Raw genomic sequence first — 14,919 nt, forward strand, 5'->3', positions numbered from 1 at the left:
ACCCTAGGACAGGCGCACGCTCGACCCGGGCTCCAACAGGTGCAGTCGGTCCGTCAGGCCCGCCTCCGCGAAGGCCTTGGTCAGGGTGGGGCCGTTCTGGGTGAAGTGGCCCCAGTGCTCGAAGTGCAGGGGTACGACGTGCCGGGCGCCCAGCACGGTCGCCGCCTGTGCCGCCTGTTCGCTGGTCAGGGTGAGGGTCGCGTCCGGCACGAGGGGGGTGCGGGCGGCTCCCGCGAAGAGGATCGCCACATCGACGGGGCCCTCGCGGTCGGCGATCTCCCGGACCAGGTCCAGGTCGGCGTTGTCGCCGCTGACGTACACCTTCGGCAGGCCCGGGCCGGACAGGAGGAAGCCGGTGACCTCGCCGACGAGGGGTTCGGAGCCCTTGGGGCCGTGCAGGGCGGGGACGGCGGTGACACGGACGTCGCCGACCTCGGTGTGCTCCCAGGTGGGGAGGGCTCGGACGGGGGCGCCGAGTCGGCCGTGCGCCGAGGGTGTGGAGAGGACCAAGGGTGCTGACGTCACCCAGGCGCGGCCGGCTGTGTCGAGGTTGTCCGGGTGGTGGTCGTGGGAGAGCAGGACGGCGTCCACCGGGGGGAGGTCGGACGGCCGCAGCGCGGGGCCGGTGGTCTTCACCAGCTTGCGGGTGCCGACGGTGTACTCGCCGGGCGCGTCGAAGGTGGGGTCGGTCAGCAGACGGATTCCGCCGAGGGTGATCAGGGAGGTCGGGCCGCCGACGTATTGGATCTCCACAGTGGTCATGTTCTGCACAATCCGGTGGAGGGCCCGCGCTATTCCTCGCGCCGGGCGACACTTGAGGCATGTGCCGCAGCATCAAGACCCTTCGCCCGCCCGTGTTGCCCGAGGAGGCGACCGAGGAGGAGATCCGGGCCGCCGCTCTCCAGTACGTGCGGAAGGTGTCCGGGTTCCGGGCGCCCGCCGCGCACAACCAGGAGGTGTTCGACCGTGCGGTAGAGGTGATCGCCGAGGCCACGGCCGAGTTGCTGGCCGGCCTGGAAGTGCGCGGGGCCGCGCGGAAGGCCGGGTAGGCCGGGGGGTTACGCGGGCTGGCGGCGCATCACGTACGCCGCTCCGGCGCCCGCGCCGAACAGGGCCAGTACGGACACGCCGGTCGCCAGCCAGGTCGTGCCGAGCCACTGGGCGCCGTAGTAGCCGAGGGCGACGCTGTACGCCGCCCAGGTCAGGCCCGCGAGGGCGGACCAGGGCAGGAACTCGCGGATGCGGCGGTGTGCGGCGCCCGCGACGAAGGAGACGACCGAGCGGCCGGCGGGGGCGAAGCGGGCCACGACGACGAGGGCGCCGCCACCACGTGCGAGGGCGCCGCCGAGACGTTCCTGCGCGGTGGTCAGCCGGCGGGAGCGGGCGATGGCGCGGTCGAGGCGGTCGCCGCCGCGCCAGGCCAGGCGGTACGCCACCAGGTCGCCGAGGACGGAGGCGGTGGCGGCGCACAGCGTGAGGAGCAGGATGTCGGGGACGTCGGCCGGGACCTTGCCCGCCGCCGTGCCCGCGGCCGCCGCGGTGGCCGCCGTGATGACGAGGACGCCGCTGGGCAGGACCGGAAGGAACACGTCGAGCAGGACCGACGCGGCCACCAGCGCGTAGATCCATGGGCTGCCGGTCAGCGCGCCCATACTCCCGAAATTCTCGAACACCGTCACTCCCCGTTTTCCCCCGTAACAGCCATACAGCGTACGCGTGGGGTGTGACAGGAGGTTCATGGGGGGCTCGCGTGTCCCGTAGTGCGGGAGGAGGGGGCACCATTACTGACATACGTGAGGAACGGGGCAGATCATGGTGGCAGGAATGTGCGTGGGTGCGGTCGCGGCGGCCGTGTTCGCGGCCGGTGCCGCGGGCACGTACGGCTACGAGATGCGGACGGACGCGCGGTTCGCGCCGCCCACCGCCTTCGTCCCGTCGGCCGCGGTGACGTACGACATGGCGCTCGTCCCGGCGGCCTCGTGGATCGAGGTGGGGCAGCGCGGTGAGGAACTCGGGCCGACGACCGTGACGTTGAAGGTGACCGGCTTCGTGCCGGGTCACGCGTACGGCGTCCAGGTGCACCAGAAGCCGTGCGGTGCCGATCCGGCCGCCGCGGGCGGGGTGTACCAGCACGAGCCGGCGGCGGAGCGCGGCGACGCCGGCAACGAGGTGTGGCTCGACTTCACCGCCGACGCGCAGGGCGCCGGCGAGGCCACGGCCCGCCACGACTGGGGGTTCCGGCAGGGGGAGGCGTCCTCGGTCGTCCTTCATGACGGGCCGGGCGCGGTGGGCGCGCGCGTGGCCTGCTTCACCGTGCCGTTCGGGTGGACGACGGTCTGAGGGGTCCAGCACAGCGGGACGGCGCCCGTCCCGGGTGGGGAGGGCGCCGTCGTGGGGTGGTGCGGGGTGGGTCAGGCCGCCACGGGGGTCTGCTTCGCGGCGGGGCGCTCGGTGGTGGCCGACGTGCGCTTCCGGCTGAACAGCCGGTCGAGGCCGAAGGCGCCGGAGCCGGTGAACACCAGCAGTAGAAGGGCCCAGCAGAACATCGCCGAGGCCTCGCCGCCGTTCTCCATCGGCCACAGGGCGGCGGGCTGGTGGACCTTGAAGTACGCGTAGGCCATGGAGCCCGAGGCGATGAACGCGGCGGCACGGGTGCCGAGGCCGAGCAGGACGAGGGAGCCGCCGACGAGCTGGATCACGGCCGCGTACCAGCCGGGCCAGGTGCCGACGGGGATGCTGTCGCCGCCGAGGAGGCCGAAGAGCGAGGCGGCGCCGTGGCAGGCGAAGAGCAGTCCTACGACGATGCGGAACAGGCCGAGGGCGTACGGCTGGGCGCTGTTGAGGCGTCCGGTCATGGGGGGTACTCCTACGGTCGGACCGGTCCGTGGGGAGGACCGGCGTGGGGGACGGAACCGTTCGAGCACTCCACGGTAGGCGCGCCTAATCGATGCTTGCAAGTTCAACATCTGGCCATGAGTTTGCTTCCCCTTGGGATTCCGTTTCGCTCGAAGTCGCACGTAGAGCGGTCCGTAGCGCCTCTCTCGCGACCGCGTCCGCATCCGAAAGCGTGACCGAATCCACACCTGGCCGGGCGCCCGCCGCGGTCACCCAGTGCACTCCCTCCGTCGGCACGCCGAACGCGAACCGCCTTGCGTGGACGGCTCCTTGACGGTCAATCAGGCGATACGGCCGCGCGGTGACGTCGAGTCCGCCGGTCTCGTAGCCGTCGACCGTGTGCGGCCGGCACTGCCCGGTCTCCAGCAGCCCGGCGAGAAGGGGGTCGGCGGTGCGTCGAAGGTCCGGTTCCGGTAGCCGTGCCTCTATGAGGGTCGTCACGGAGACGGCGGACCCGGGGATGTAGGGGGAGCGTGCCACCCATGCCCCTTCCCCCTCCATGACCTCCAGCCGCGGCCCCACCACCTCGACCACGCCCGCCTCCACCAGCGCCACCAGCTCCTCCACACGGCGGCGGGGCGGGCCGATGGACAGGAAGGCGTTGAGCGGGGTGTACCAGCGGTCCAGATGGTCGCGGCGCGAGACTCCGGAGAGGCCGCCGTGGTCGACGATCAGACGGAGTTCGTTGCGCAGGTCGCGCAGCACGTCGAGGGCCGCCTTGAGGGGGCCGTCCACATTGCCGAGGGCGGCCTGCGCGGCGTCCTCGCGCAGGTGTGCGAGGAGCCAGTCACGCCACTGGCCGGGATACGCGAAACCGCTGCCCGCGTACGGCCGGGAGACGCGGTCCCAGCTCCAGCGTTCGGCGTCCGGAACGGCGAACTCGTCCAGGATCAGGGCCTCTTGGGGGTCGCCGTGCGGGACGGCGAGGAAGCGGTCGGTGAAGTGGGGGTGCCGGGTCAGGGCCGCGTAATAGACCGTCTCCACCTCCTTGGCGGCGAGCGGCCATATCTCCGCGAGGAAGTCGGGTGCCTCGCCCGAGTCGGCGCGTTTGCGGAAGCCCGCTATGACCTCCGGAGTGAGGACGAGCGGCGTGTGCCGTCCGTACGGGCCCTTCGCGTTGTCGCCGCGCGCCTGGTACGGGATGCCGCGCCGGGAGCCCGCGTGGAGACGGGGTTCGCGGCCGGAGGGGAGGTAGCGCAGTCCCTGGGGGCCGGTGTCGAAGCGTCCGCCGCGTCCGGTCGTCAACAGGGCCATGTGGTCGAAGAAGTTGAGACCCAGGCCGCGCAACAGCACCGGTTCGCCGGGGGAGATGGTGGAGAGGTCGACGTCGGCCGGGTTGGCGGGCGGGATGTGGCGCAGTCCGTGGCGTGCGGCGTACGCCGTGAGGCGCGCCTCCTCGGCGGTGGCGAGCGTGGGGAGATGGCCCTGCGTGAGGACGACGGCGGTGAGGCCGGTCAGGGTGCGGCCGTTGTCCAGGGTGAGGGTCTGCCGGCCGTCGGCGGTGTCGTCGAGGCGGGTCGCGCGGGCCGCGTGGGTCCGTACGCGCACGGCGGGCGGGGCCTCGCGGACGGTGCGGGCGAACACCCACTCCAGGTAGCGGCCGTAGTGGGCGCGGGTCGGGTACGCGTCCGGGCCGAGCTCGCCGGCCGCCCACTCGTACAGGCTGGGGCCGGGGCGGATCGGCCCCGAGCAGTCCACGCTGTCGTCGGTGAACAGGGTCACCTGGCAGGCGACGGTGTTCATCAGCAGCTCGGGCGACTGCGAGGTGCGCCAGACGCTTCCGGCGCCGGGTGGCGCGGGGTCGACGAGATGCACGGTCAACTCGGCGCCGGGTGGGAGGAGTTCGGGGGCCGAGGCGCACAGCCGCTCCAGGACGCTGGTGCCTCGTGGTCCGGCGCCGACCACGGCGAGGGAGAGGGACGACGGTTCCGCGGCAGGCGATGCCGGTGCAGACAAAAGGGTGACTCCCGGGCGTGTGGGGCGCTGGGCGGGTGGTCGGCCGCTGGAAGCGGACGGTCCGCCTCATCATGCCGTGCGCTCATCCGGGCGCGAGTACCGAGTCCGCACCCTTCCGTGAGAACTGAGCCCTCACCCTTCCGTGAGCACTGAGCCCGCACCCTTCCGTGAGTACCGAGTCCTCACCCCTCCGTGAGTACCTGGTCCGTCACCGTCCTCAACTCGCCCTTGCGCCGTGCCTGTTCCAAGCGCAGCCGCGCCGACCGCCCCCGCAGCGTCAGTGTCATGAGCTGGTTGCCGAACCACGGGCCGCCCGTGCGCCGCCAGTCCACCGAAGGGCGGGGGCAGCCGCCGTGGCCCGCGAAACGGCGGCCCAGGACCCGGGCCGCCGCGCTCCAGCCGAAGCGGAAACCGAGGCGTATGGAGAGCGGGATGGAGTTGTGGACCGGCGAGCAGGTCAACTGGAGCACCCGGGCGTCCGGGCCGCCGTCGGTGGCGGGCCAGGCCGGCTCGGCCACATACGCGTGGTGCACGTCCCCGGAGAGCACCAGCACCGTCGCCGGCGCCTCCGGCCCGGAACCCGCCTCGGCGATCAGAGCGGCCAGCGCGTCGAAGGACGCCGGGAACGCCGCCCAGTGCTCCAGATCCGCCCGGCGCCGCAGATCCTCCCCGAACCGCGCCCAGCGCGCCCCGCGGTCACCACGGCACAGGGCCGCGCTCCATGCCTCGGCGTGGTGCACGAGGTGCGGAAGCAGCCAGGGCAGGGAGGTGCCGAGGAGGAGATGGTCGTACGACTCCCTGTCGGCGAGGACCTGTTCCCGCAGCCAGGCCGCCTCCCCGGGGTCGAGCATCGCCCGGTGCTCCTCGTCCAGGACGCGGGCCGCGCGGGTGTCCACCATCAGCAGCCGCACCCGGCCGAAGTCGCGCCGGTAACTCCAGCGCACCGAGGCGGGATCGGCGTCGGCCTCGCAGGCGAAGTCACGCAACGCGTCGGTGCCGTCCGGGGTTCGGCGGACGGCGGCGTAGAGCGGGTCGGCGGCGAGTTCGGCCGGGGACAGGTTCCCGAGGTGCTGGTGCACCCAGTACGACATCAGGCCGCTCAGCAGCCGTTCCCGCCACCACGGGGTGGCCCGCATGTCCTCCACCCAGGCGGCGGAGGTGTTCCAGTCGTCTATCACGTCATGATCGTCGAAGATCTGACAACTGGGCACGGTGGACAGCAGCCAGCGGATCTCCGGGTCGAGCCAGGACTCGTAATAAAGGCGCGTGTACTCCTCGTAGTCCGCGACCTGGCTGCCCGGCGGGTCGCTCAGATCTCGGCGGGCGGCGAGCCAGCGGCGGGTGGCGGGGGAGGTCTCGTCGGCGTAGACCTGGTCGCCCAACAGCACGAGCACGTCCGGGCGTTCACTGTGGGGGTCGGCCGCGATCCGGGCGGCGAGGGTGTCCAGCGCGTCCGGGCCCTTGGGGTCCTTCTCGCCGTCCGGCGGGGCCGCCCAGCGGCAGGAGCCGAAGCTGACGCGGACGGTGTCGCCCTCGGCGGAGGTGCGGATCACCGACTCCGGGAACGGGGAGCCGGGCAGCGGCCACACCCGGGTGCCGTCCAGGAACACCTCGTACGCCGTCGACGTCCCGGGTGCCAGGCCGGTCACCGGGATCAGCGCGTAGTGGTGGCCCGCGATCTGGAAGGTGCGGTCCTCCCCGCGGGTGCCGTCCGCGCAGCGCACCTCGGCGGTGCACGGACGGCTCGCCTCGACCCAGATGGTCGCGGACGAGCCGTCGGCGTACCTCAGCAGCGGTCCCAACCGAAGTTCGGCCACGTGATCCTCCTCCGTCGCCCCGTACGGTACGGAACGACGGGGGAGGTTGGGGAGGGTCGGGATCAGCAGGCGCTCAGGTAGCTGGTGAGCGCGCTCTTCTCGGCGGAGTCGACCGAGAGGCCGTAGTAGTACTTCACCTGGACCCAGGCGCGGACGTAGGTGCAGCGGTACGAGGTGACCGACGGCATCCACTCGGCCGGGTCCTGGTCGCTCTTGGCCTGGTTCACGTTGTCCGTCACCGCGATGAGCTGCGGGCGGGTGAGGTCGTTGGCGAAGGCCTGGCGCCGGGCGGTGGTCCAGGCGCTGGCGCCGGAGTCCCAGGCCTCGGCGAGCGGGACCAGGTGGTCGATGTCGAGGTCGGAGGCGGCGGTCCAGGTCGCGCCGTCGTAGGGGGAGTACCAGCTGCCGCTGGTGGAGGCGCAGGCGGAGTCGGTGACCACGTTGGAGCCGTCGCGCTTGAGGACCGTCTCGCGGGTGTTGCAGGTACCCGAGATGGTGATCCAGTGCGGGAAGAGGTCGCGGCTGTAGCCGGTGCGGTTCTCGGTCGCCACGGTGAGCGAGGCGAGGTAGGTGCGGGCGGTGGCGGCGCTGACCGGCGTCGGGAGGGCGGCGGAGGCGGTCGGACCGTTGAAAAGTCCGACCGAGGCTATGAGACCGGTGAACGCCGCGAGTATGCTCAGCCGTCGACGCGCGTAGAACTTCGGCATGCGAACTCCCTGGGGATGTGGGGGTGTTGAGGCGTGCGGGCGAAGGAATGCTCGCCGCGCCGTGTTGCGGGGAGATGTGCGTTGGGTGAGAAGTTAATGACGCGTACATGACATGACAAGCTTTGCGGCGAAACGATCTCGTATGATTGACGGAGTTGAAGGGGAGTAGCTCTTCGCCGGACCGTCGACATACTGCTCAGCTCGTCTGAGCCGGCGCCCGGAGGCGGGTCCCTCGTGGACCTCGCCAGCGAGACCTTCGGCAAGCAGTGCACTGACCGTGTGCTGCCATGCCGAGGTGTCGTTTTGCGGTAACACTCTCGGTGGGGCAGCCCGACCGATTGAGGAACCTTGATCAGCTTCACCGTGACGGCCGTCGTCTTCGGCGTCGTCTTCCTTGCCGAGCTCCCTGACAAGACCGCCCTCGCCGGGCTGGTGCTCGGCACCCGGTACCGCGCGTCCTACGTCTTCGCCGGCGTCGCCGCCGCCTTCGCCCTGCATGTCGCGCTCGCCGTCGCGGCCGGCAGCGTGCTCACTCTGCTGCCGCAGCAGATCGTGCACGCGATCACCGGTGTGCTGTTCCTGGGGGGAGCGGCCGTCCTGCTGCGGAACAAGGACGAGGACGACGAGGAGATCCGCAAGCCCGAGAACCAGTCCTTCTGGAAGGTCGCCGGGGCCGGGTTCATGCTCATCCTCGTCGCCGAGTTCGGTGACCTGACGCAGATCATGACCGCGAATCTCGCCGCCCGCTACGACGACCCGCTCTCCGTCGGCCTGGGCGCCGTGCTCGCGCTCTGGGCCGTGGCCGGGCTCGGCATCGTCGGTGGAAAGGCCCTGATGAAGCGGGTGCCGCTGGCGCTCATCACCAAGATCGCGGCCGTGCTGATGCTGGCGCTCGGGGTGTGGAGCCTGTGGGAGGCCGCGACCGCGTGAGCTGAACGCCGGGTGAACTGTTCCGGGAGACGGTGGCGGGATCATGGTCGCGTTTTGTACCGTGGAGAAACAAAGTGGCTCCCGCCCGTTCTCCCTGACCGGCGGGCGGGGCCGCCTTGTCCCGCCGGGCGACCCCCGGCTCCCCTCGCGTACTGGAGCTGCCGATGACGGCCACCGCCGTGCCCACCGTGCTCACCGCCCGTGCCCTGCTGCTGGACATGGACGGCACCCTTGTGAACTCCGACGTCGTCGTCGAACGCTGCTGGCGGCGCTGGGCCGAGCGGCACGGGCTGGACGGCGACGAGGTCATGAAGGTCGTCCACGGCCGGCAGGGGTACGCCTCCATGGCGCTGCTGCTGCCCGACCGGCCCATGGCGCAGAACCACGCCGACAACGCGCGCATGCTCGCCGAGGAGACCGCAGACATGGACGGCGTGGTCGCCATCCCCGGCGCGGAGGCCTTCCTCGCCTCGCTGGCCGGGGTGCCGCACGCCTTGGTGACCTCCGCCGACGTCGCCCTGTCCACCGCCCGGATGGCCGCGGCGGGGCTCGCCCTGCCCGAGGTACGGATCACCGCGGAGAGCGTCGGCGAGAGCAAGCCCGATCCCGAGGGGTTCCTGAAGGGCGCCGCCGAGCTCGGTGTGGCGCCCTCGGAGTGCGTCGTCTTCGAGGACTCCGGGGCGGGGATCGCGGCGGGGCGCGCCGCGGGGATGCAGGTGGTGGGGGTCGGGCCGCGGGCCGACTTCCATGAGCCGGACGTGGTGGTGCGGGATCTTGCGCAGGTGCGGGTGGAGGCTTTGGGGGATGGGCGGGTTCGGCTTTATATCGGGTGACGGGGCCGGGGGGCGGGTGGTTCGGCCTTGCGCCGGGGTTGAGGGCTGAGGGCTGAGGGCTGGGGGGGGTGAGCGCTGAGGGCTGAGGGTCGGGGGTCGGGGGTCGGGGGTCGGGGGGTTTGGCTTTGGGTCGGGGGTCGGGTGGTTTTGCTTTGGGTCGGGGGGCGGGTGGTTTGGCTTTGGGGCGTGTGGCGGGGCTGGGGCCGGAGGTCGGGTGTTACGGCTCTGTTGTTTCCGACTCCAGCATTTCCCTGGTCGCCAGGTCGTAGACGCCGTACTCCGTCACCTGGATGCCCCGCGCCCACTGGTAGCGGGTGACCGCGTCCTCGACGCCCTCGTTGTAGTGGCCGCTCGCCTTCCTCGGATAGAGGTTCAGCTGGGTCAGGCGCAGCTCCAGTTCCACCACCTCGTCGCCCTGGGAGCCCCGGCGCAGTACGGGCGGGGTGCTCTCCCGGGAGGTGCTGGAGTTGTCCGCCGTGTCGGTGGGGGCGGCGCTTGTCGTGGTCGCCGTGGGCTTCTCGGAGGGTGACGACGGGGTCGGGGAGGCGCTGGAGCGGGACGGCGACGGGGACGCGGACCTTGACGCGCTCGCGCTCGCGGACGGGGACGCCGAGGTCGGCCCGGCCGATGCCGTGCTGGTCGACGGGGACGCCTGCGCCGAGCTGGTCGACGCGTCCGGGATGCTCGCCCTGATCCCCTCGGGGAGCGCGGTGTCGCGCTGCGGAGAGTCGTACGAGAGCAGGCCGCTCGCCAGGCCGGCCGCCGCGATCACCGCCACGAGGGCGGCGGCCGAGGCCACGATCAGGGTGCGGCGGTGGGGTGTGCGGTTACGGGGGCGCGGCTCGGTGGGGGTGCCCTCGTGCGGCGGAGCGTTCTCGAAGAGGCTCAGGTCCGTGGTGCTGGGCGGGGGTGGCACGGATACCGGGCGCAGCTGCATCGTCGCGTCGGGGGGCCCGGCGAGGGTGGGGGCGGGGGCCTCGGGGGTCTCGCCGTCCAGGTCGACGTACGGACGTATGCGCAGCGGATCGAAGTCCTCCGCCGCCGCCTGTTCCGCCTCGCGCGCGTCGCGCAGGGCGTCGGACGCCCGCCGTGTGCACCCGCAGGACGGGGTGTTGTCGGCCCCCCTGGGTGCCCCGCACTCCGGGCACAGGTGGCCCTTCGACTCCGTCATGTGTTCGTCCCTCCCCTCGCGAACTCCAGAGATTATGCAGACCTTCTTCACACCCGTCTCCCGCCAACCCCCGGAATAACGGCTTCCAACAGGACTCGACAGGCCATAAGTGGTCACACCGACCACGATGGAGTCGTAACGAGTCTCACGGGAGGTCTTCATGGCCGCGGATGCGGACGCTATGACGGGAGATGTGCGGGACGCGCGAGAGGAGCACGTGCCCGGGAACGTCCTCGTGTCGATCGGGGCGTTGCTTCTCGGGATGCTGCTTGCCGCGCTGGACCAGACGATCGTGTCGACGGCGCTGCCGACCATCGTCAGCGACCTGGGCGGCCTGGAGCATCTGTCGTGGGTCGTCACCGCGTATCTGCTCGCCTCCACGGCCGCGACCCCCCTGTGGGGCAAACTCGGCGACCAGTACGGGCGCAAGAGGCTGTTCCAGACCGCGATCGTGATCTTTCTGATCGGGTCGGCGCTGTGCGGGATGGCGCAGAACATGCCTCAACTCATCGCGTTCCGGGCGCTTCAGGGGCTCGGGGGCGGTGGACTGATGGTGCTGTCCATGGCCATCGTCGGCGACCTCGTGCCGCCGCGGGAACGCGGGCGCTACCAAGGGCTGTTCGGTGCGGTGTTCGGGGCGACGAGTGTGCTCGGGCCGCTGCTGGGCGGGGTGTTCACCGAGCATCTGAGCTGGCGGTGGGTGTTCTACGTCAACCTTCCGGTGGGTGTGGTCGCGCTTGCCGTCATCGCCGCCGTGCTGCGGATTCCGCGCAAGGCGACCCACCATGTCATCGACTATCTGGGGACGTTCCTGATCGCCTCGGTCGCCACGTGTCTCGTGCTCGTCGCGTCCCTCGGTGGCACCACGTGGGGGTGGGGGTCGCCGCAGATCATCGGGCTGGCCGTGCTCGGGGTCGTGCTGGGTGTTGCCTTCGTGGCGGTGGAGCGGCGGGCCGTGGAGCCTGTGCTGCCGTTGAAGCTGTTCCGCATCCGGACGTTCGCCTTGTCCGCGGTGATCAGCTTTGTCGTCGGGTTCGCCATGTTCGGCGCCATGACCTATCTGCCCACGTTCCTTCAGGTCGTGCAGGGCGTCTCGCCGACCATGTCCGGTGTGCACATGCTGCCCATGGTGTTCGGGCTGCTGCTGTCGTCGACCGCGTCCGGGCAGATCGTCAGCCGCACCGGTCGCTGGAAGGTGTTCCCGATCGCGGGCACCGCGGTCACCACGATCGGGCTGCTGCTGCTCCACCGGCTCGACGAGGGCAGTTCCACCTGGGTCATGAGCAGCTACTTCTTCGTGTTCGGGCTGGGGCTCGGGCTGGTCATGCAGGTGCTGGTGCTCATCGTGCAGAACGCGGTGTCGTACGAGGACCTCGGCGTGGCCACGTCCGGGGCGACGTTCTTCCGGTCGATCGGGGCGTCGTTCGGGGTCGCCATCTTCGGCACGGTGTTCACCAACCGGCTCGGGGACAAGCTGGCGGACGCGTTCGCCGGGGGGCAGTTGCCGGGTGGGGTGACCGTGGAGGGGCTGGAGGCCGATCCGCGGGACATCGCGAATCTGCCGGCGGCGCTGCGGCCGGCGGCGCTGCACGCGTACGCCTCGTCGATCACGGATGTCTTCCTGTACGCGGCGCCTGTGGCCCTGTTGGGGTTCGTGCTGGCCTGGTTCCTCAAGGAGGACCGGCTGCGGGCGTCCGTCACCGCGCCGGACGTGACGGAGACGCTGGCCAGCAATCCGGTGGAACGGTCCTCTTACGACGAGGTGTGCCGGGCGTTGTCGGTCCTCGGGACGCGCGAGGGGCGGCGGGAGATCTATCGGACGATCACTGATCGGGCGGGGTACGACCTGTTGCCCGGGGCGAGTTGGCTGCTGCTGCGGATCAACAAGTACGGGTCGGTGGAGCCGGGGGCGCTCGCCGCGGGGAGTTCTGTCCCGTTGCAGGTCGTCATCGCCGCGGCCCGGCAGGTGGAGGAGCGGCGGCTGGCGGTGCGGTCGGGGGTGGACCTGGTGCTGACCGCGGAGGGGGTGGCGGTCGCGGAGCGGCTCGCGGCGGCTCGGGAGGAGTCGTTGGCGGAGCTGCTGGGCGACTGGTGGGGGGCTGACCGGCCGACCGATCTGGTCCAGCTGGTGGGCGAGTTGACCACGGAACTGTGCGGCTCGGACCGAGAGCAGCCGCAGAGCGGGGCGGCGGCGGTGGCTGGGGGCGGCTGATCCCCCGCGGGCGCGATTCGGTTCGGTTCGATTCGGCGCGTTGTGCGTTGTGCGTCGTGGCGGGCCGCGGGCGGTTTCGTCGTGGGTCGGGGCCGCGCCGGGGGGTGTCCGTCCTCGGAACGGCGCGAAATCGGTCCTCTACAAGGGGCACCCGTGCTGACGCGCCAACCGCTGCGGGCGGACACCCCCCGACACGACCCCTCACGTCCGAACGCGGCCGCCGCGCCGCGGGGGTACACATCGAACGCCGGTGCGCTTCGTGCCCCTCAGGGGCGCGGGGAATTGCGCGGCCGGCCACGACGCACCCGCAGGCGGAGGGATGGGGGCGCGACTGTTCACTTGGCTTCGTACGCCGGTGCGGATGGCTTGCCCAGGGGCGCGGGGAACTGCGCGAACGGCCACGACGTGCCCGCAGGCGGGGGGATGGGGGCGTGGGTGTTCCCTTGGGTTCGTATGCCGGTGCGGGTGGCTCCCCCAGGGGCGCGGGGAACTGCGCGAGCGGCCACGGCGGACCCGCAGCCGGGCGACGGGGGTGCGGGTTCTTCCTTCGCTTCGCACGCCGGTGCGGGTGGCTCCCCCAGGGGCGCGGGGAACTGCGCGAACGGCCACGACGCACCCGCAGGCGGGGGGATGGGGGCGCGGGGAACTGCGCGAGTGGCCACGACGCGCCCGCAGGCGAGGGGACGGGCGCTGGGGGCTGTCTCTCGGGTGCGGTGGCTGTTTGAGGGGCGTGGGTGGGGCTACTCGGGGTTTATGACAACTGGCGTGATCATCGCTCTGATCGTGATCGTGGCGGCCGTCGTCGTGGTGGCGGTCGTCCTGGCCCGGCGCAAGCCCGGTGGACGGGACCTGAAGCGTCGCTTCGGGCCCGAGTACGACCGGGTCGTCGCCCGGCATGACGGGGACTCGCAGGCAGCCGAGCGCGAGCTCGCCGAGCGGGTCGACAAGCACGGGTCGCTGCGTGAGCGGGACCTGGAGCCCGCGCAGCGGCAGGAGTACGAGGCCCGGTGGGCGGCCGCCCAGGAGCGGTTCGTCGAGTCGCCCCGGGAGGCGGTGGACGAGGCGGACCGGCTGCTCGCAGAGGTGGCCGGAGCCCGCGGGTTCCCTGATGGGGGGCAGTACGAGGAGCAGCTCGCCGCCCTGTCCGTGCATCACGCGAACCATGTGCACGGCTACCGGCGTGTGCACCGCGCGGCTCATACGCGCGGCGGCACGGAGGACGGTGCGCGGGGCGGCACCGAGGAGATGCGCGAGGCCATGGTCGAGGCCCGGGCCCTGTTCGAGGAGTTGGTGGGAGCCGGTGGGCGGCGTGAGGCGGCCGGTCATCGGACCGTACGCAATGACGGTCACGGCCATCAGCCGTGGACGTTCACCCGGCGTCAGGCGAAGGGGAGTTGAGAGGCATGACGGATGCCATGAGCGGTCGGGGCGCCGAGAGCGTCCCGCAGCGGGGCCAGGGGGACGGGTCGCCCCTCGTGGCCGGGCATGAGGGCGAGGGGCGTGGCCTGGACGACGGGCGCGGCCTGGGCAAGGGGCGTGGCCTGGACGACGGGCGTGGCTTGGACACGGGGCGGGAGAAGGCTCCCCTGGTCGCGAGTCATGACACTGCGGGGCGTGAGGCCCATGAGGGCAAGCTGCTCGGCGACGAGCAGTGCGACAAGCTCTCCGGGCAGTTGCAGCACGCCATGACCGGGTTCGTCGACGGGCCCCGGGCCGCCGTAGAGGAAGCCGACCATGTGCTCGAAGAGGTCGCCTCGCGGTTCACGGACGCCATGGCGCAGCGGCGGCGCACCCTGCGGCAGTCCTGGCAGGGCGCCCAGCACACGGACGGCCCCATGGCGGGCGACGGCGGCGCGGGTGACACCGAGCAGCTTCGGCTGGCCCTGCGGGACTATCGCGAGCTCACGGAGCGGCTACTGCGACTCTGACTCCGCGCGGCTCGACTCCGCCCGGCGCTCCCGCCACTGGCGTACGACCTCTTCGACGTCGTACGGCTTCAGACCCAGCGGAGGGCCGGGCGGTGGCATGTACATCATGGCGCGGATCTTGACGTTGACGTCGGTGATCAGTTTGCGGACCGTGTGTTCGGAAGGGGCCGTGCGGGCGGCGGCCAGGGTGTCCTCGGCCTCTTTGCGCAGGGCCAGGGACGGGGGGAGTGCGGACAGGCCCTCGCGGGCCATCTTGCGTCTGATCCACCAGAGTTCGTCGTAGGGCGTGTCCAGCTCCGGTGGCAACGGCTCGCCCGCGCCGGGGAGTCGGTCGAAGTCGCCGCGGCCCTGCGCGTCTCGGATCTGTTTGTCGACCCAGGACTCGAACGGGACGCCGGGTGGCTTTCGCTCGGTCATGAGTCCATTGTGCCGGACGCGATGGGGCCGGGCGATTTATCATGCGGCCGCTG

Annotated in this window: 15 protein-coding genes; 7 read left to right on the top strand and 8 right to left on the bottom strand. The window is 71.7% G+C overall.

The features are described from left to right. Positions 1-3 precede the first annotated feature (3 nt). A complete protein-coding gene (locus OG885_RS31355) occupies positions 4-762 on the bottom strand; it encodes an MBL fold metallo-hydrolase (protein WP_405737625.1) in 759 nt (252 codons plus the stop codon). Between the two features lie 59 nt (positions 763-821). On the opposite strand from OG885_RS31355, the gene OG885_RS31360 reads away from it, so the two are divergent. Further along, positions 822-1,049, top strand: coding sequence for a DUF2277 domain-containing protein (locus tag OG885_RS31360; RefSeq protein ID WP_405737626.1), 228 nt, complete (start codon positions 822-824; stop codon positions 1,047-1,049). A 9-nt stretch (positions 1,050-1,058) separates the two neighbouring features. Here OG885_RS31360 and OG885_RS31365 read toward each other — a convergent pair whose 3' ends face one another. After that, entirely contained in the window at positions 1,059-1,652 is a 594-nt protein-coding gene (locus tag OG885_RS31365; RefSeq protein ID WP_405742954.1) for a DedA family protein, read from the bottom strand. A 160-nt stretch (positions 1,653-1,812) separates the two neighbouring features. Here OG885_RS31365 and OG885_RS31370 point away from each other — a divergent pair, with 160 nt between their 5' ends. Continuing rightward, positions 1,813-2,340 carry a superoxide dismutase family protein gene (locus tag OG885_RS31370; protein ID WP_405737627.1) on the top strand — a complete coding sequence of 176 codons (528 nt, stop codon included), beginning with the start codon at positions 1,813-1,815 and terminating at the stop codon, positions 2,338-2,340. A gap of 71 nt (positions 2,341-2,411) precedes the next feature. Here OG885_RS31370 and OG885_RS31375 read toward each other — a convergent pair whose 3' ends face one another. The 4 genes from OG885_RS31375 to OG885_RS31390 form a co-directional block, all read right to left on the bottom strand. After that, the gene (locus OG885_RS31375; protein ID WP_405737628.1) at positions 2,412-2,855 is read right to left on the bottom strand and encodes a DoxX family protein; all 444 of its coding nucleotides are present in this window, start codon (positions 2,853-2,855) and stop codon (positions 2,412-2,414) included. An 85-nt stretch (positions 2,856-2,940) separates the two neighbouring features. Beyond that, positions 2,941-4,851: an FAD/NAD(P)-binding protein gene (locus OG885_RS31380; RefSeq protein ID WP_405737629.1), complete on the bottom strand. Its 1,911-nt coding sequence runs from the start codon at positions 4,849-4,851 to the stop codon at positions 2,941-2,943. 182 nt (positions 4,852-5,033) lie between these two features. Beyond that, entirely contained in the window at positions 5,034-6,668 is a 1,635-nt protein-coding gene (locus OG885_RS31385) for an alkaline phosphatase D family protein (protein WP_405737630.1), read from the bottom strand. Positions 6,669-6,730: 62 nt separating this feature from the next. Continuing rightward, on the bottom strand, positions 6,731-7,375 hold the full coding sequence (locus OG885_RS31390) for an HNH endonuclease family protein (RefSeq protein WP_405737631.1): 645 nt from the start codon (positions 7,373-7,375) through the stop codon (positions 6,731-6,733). Between the two features lie 348 nt (positions 7,376-7,723). Between OG885_RS31390 and OG885_RS31395 the strand changes: the two genes are divergently transcribed. Together OG885_RS31395 and OG885_RS31400 are read left to right on the top strand one after the other, a co-directional pair. Continuing rightward, positions 7,724-8,305, top strand: coding sequence for a TMEM165/GDT1 family protein (locus tag OG885_RS31395; protein ID WP_405737632.1), 582 nt, complete (start codon positions 7,724-7,726; stop codon positions 8,303-8,305). 164 nt (positions 8,306-8,469) lie between these two features. Then, positions 8,470-9,138, top strand: a complete 669-nt coding sequence (locus tag OG885_RS31400; protein ID WP_405737633.1) for an HAD-IA family hydrolase — start codon at positions 8,470-8,472, stop codon at positions 9,136-9,138. Positions 9,139-9,355: 217 nt separating this feature from the next. Here the strand turns inward: OG885_RS31400 and OG885_RS31405 are convergent, their stop codons facing one another. Continuing rightward, positions 9,356-10,309, bottom strand: coding sequence for a peptidoglycan-binding domain-containing protein (locus OG885_RS31405; RefSeq protein ID WP_405737634.1), 954 nt, complete (start codon positions 10,307-10,309; stop codon positions 9,356-9,358). A gap of 160 nt (positions 10,310-10,469) precedes the next feature. Between OG885_RS31405 and OG885_RS31410 the strand changes: the two genes are divergently transcribed. From OG885_RS31410 to OG885_RS31420, 3 genes are all read left to right on the top strand, one after another. Beyond that, positions 10,470-12,521 carry a DHA2 family efflux MFS transporter permease subunit gene (locus tag OG885_RS31410; RefSeq protein ID WP_405737635.1) on the top strand — a complete coding sequence of 684 codons (2,052 nt, stop codon included), beginning with the start codon at positions 10,470-10,472 and terminating at the stop codon, positions 12,519-12,521. A gap of 753 nt (positions 12,522-13,274) precedes the next feature. Next, on the top strand, positions 13,275-13,919 hold the full coding sequence (locus OG885_RS31415) for a hypothetical protein (RefSeq protein ID WP_405737636.1): 645 nt from the start codon (positions 13,275-13,277) through the stop codon (positions 13,917-13,919). Positions 13,920-13,924: 5 nt separating this feature from the next. Then, complete coding sequence (locus tag OG885_RS31420) at positions 13,925-14,449, top strand: hypothetical protein (RefSeq protein ID WP_405737637.1); 525 nt, start codon at positions 13,925-13,927, stop codon at positions 14,447-14,449. Here OG885_RS31420 and OG885_RS31425 read toward each other — a convergent pair. Continuing rightward, entirely contained in the window at positions 14,435-14,866 is a 432-nt protein-coding gene (locus OG885_RS31425; RefSeq protein ID WP_405737638.1) for a DUF1992 domain-containing protein, read from the bottom strand. The genes OG885_RS31420 and OG885_RS31425 overlap by 15 nt on opposite strands. Positions 14,867-14,919: the final 53 nt, after the last annotated feature.

The organism is Streptomyces sp. NBC_00028 (assembly GCF_045041065.1).
GTDB lineage: Bacteria > Actinomycetota > Actinomycetes > Streptomycetales > Streptomycetaceae > Streptomyces.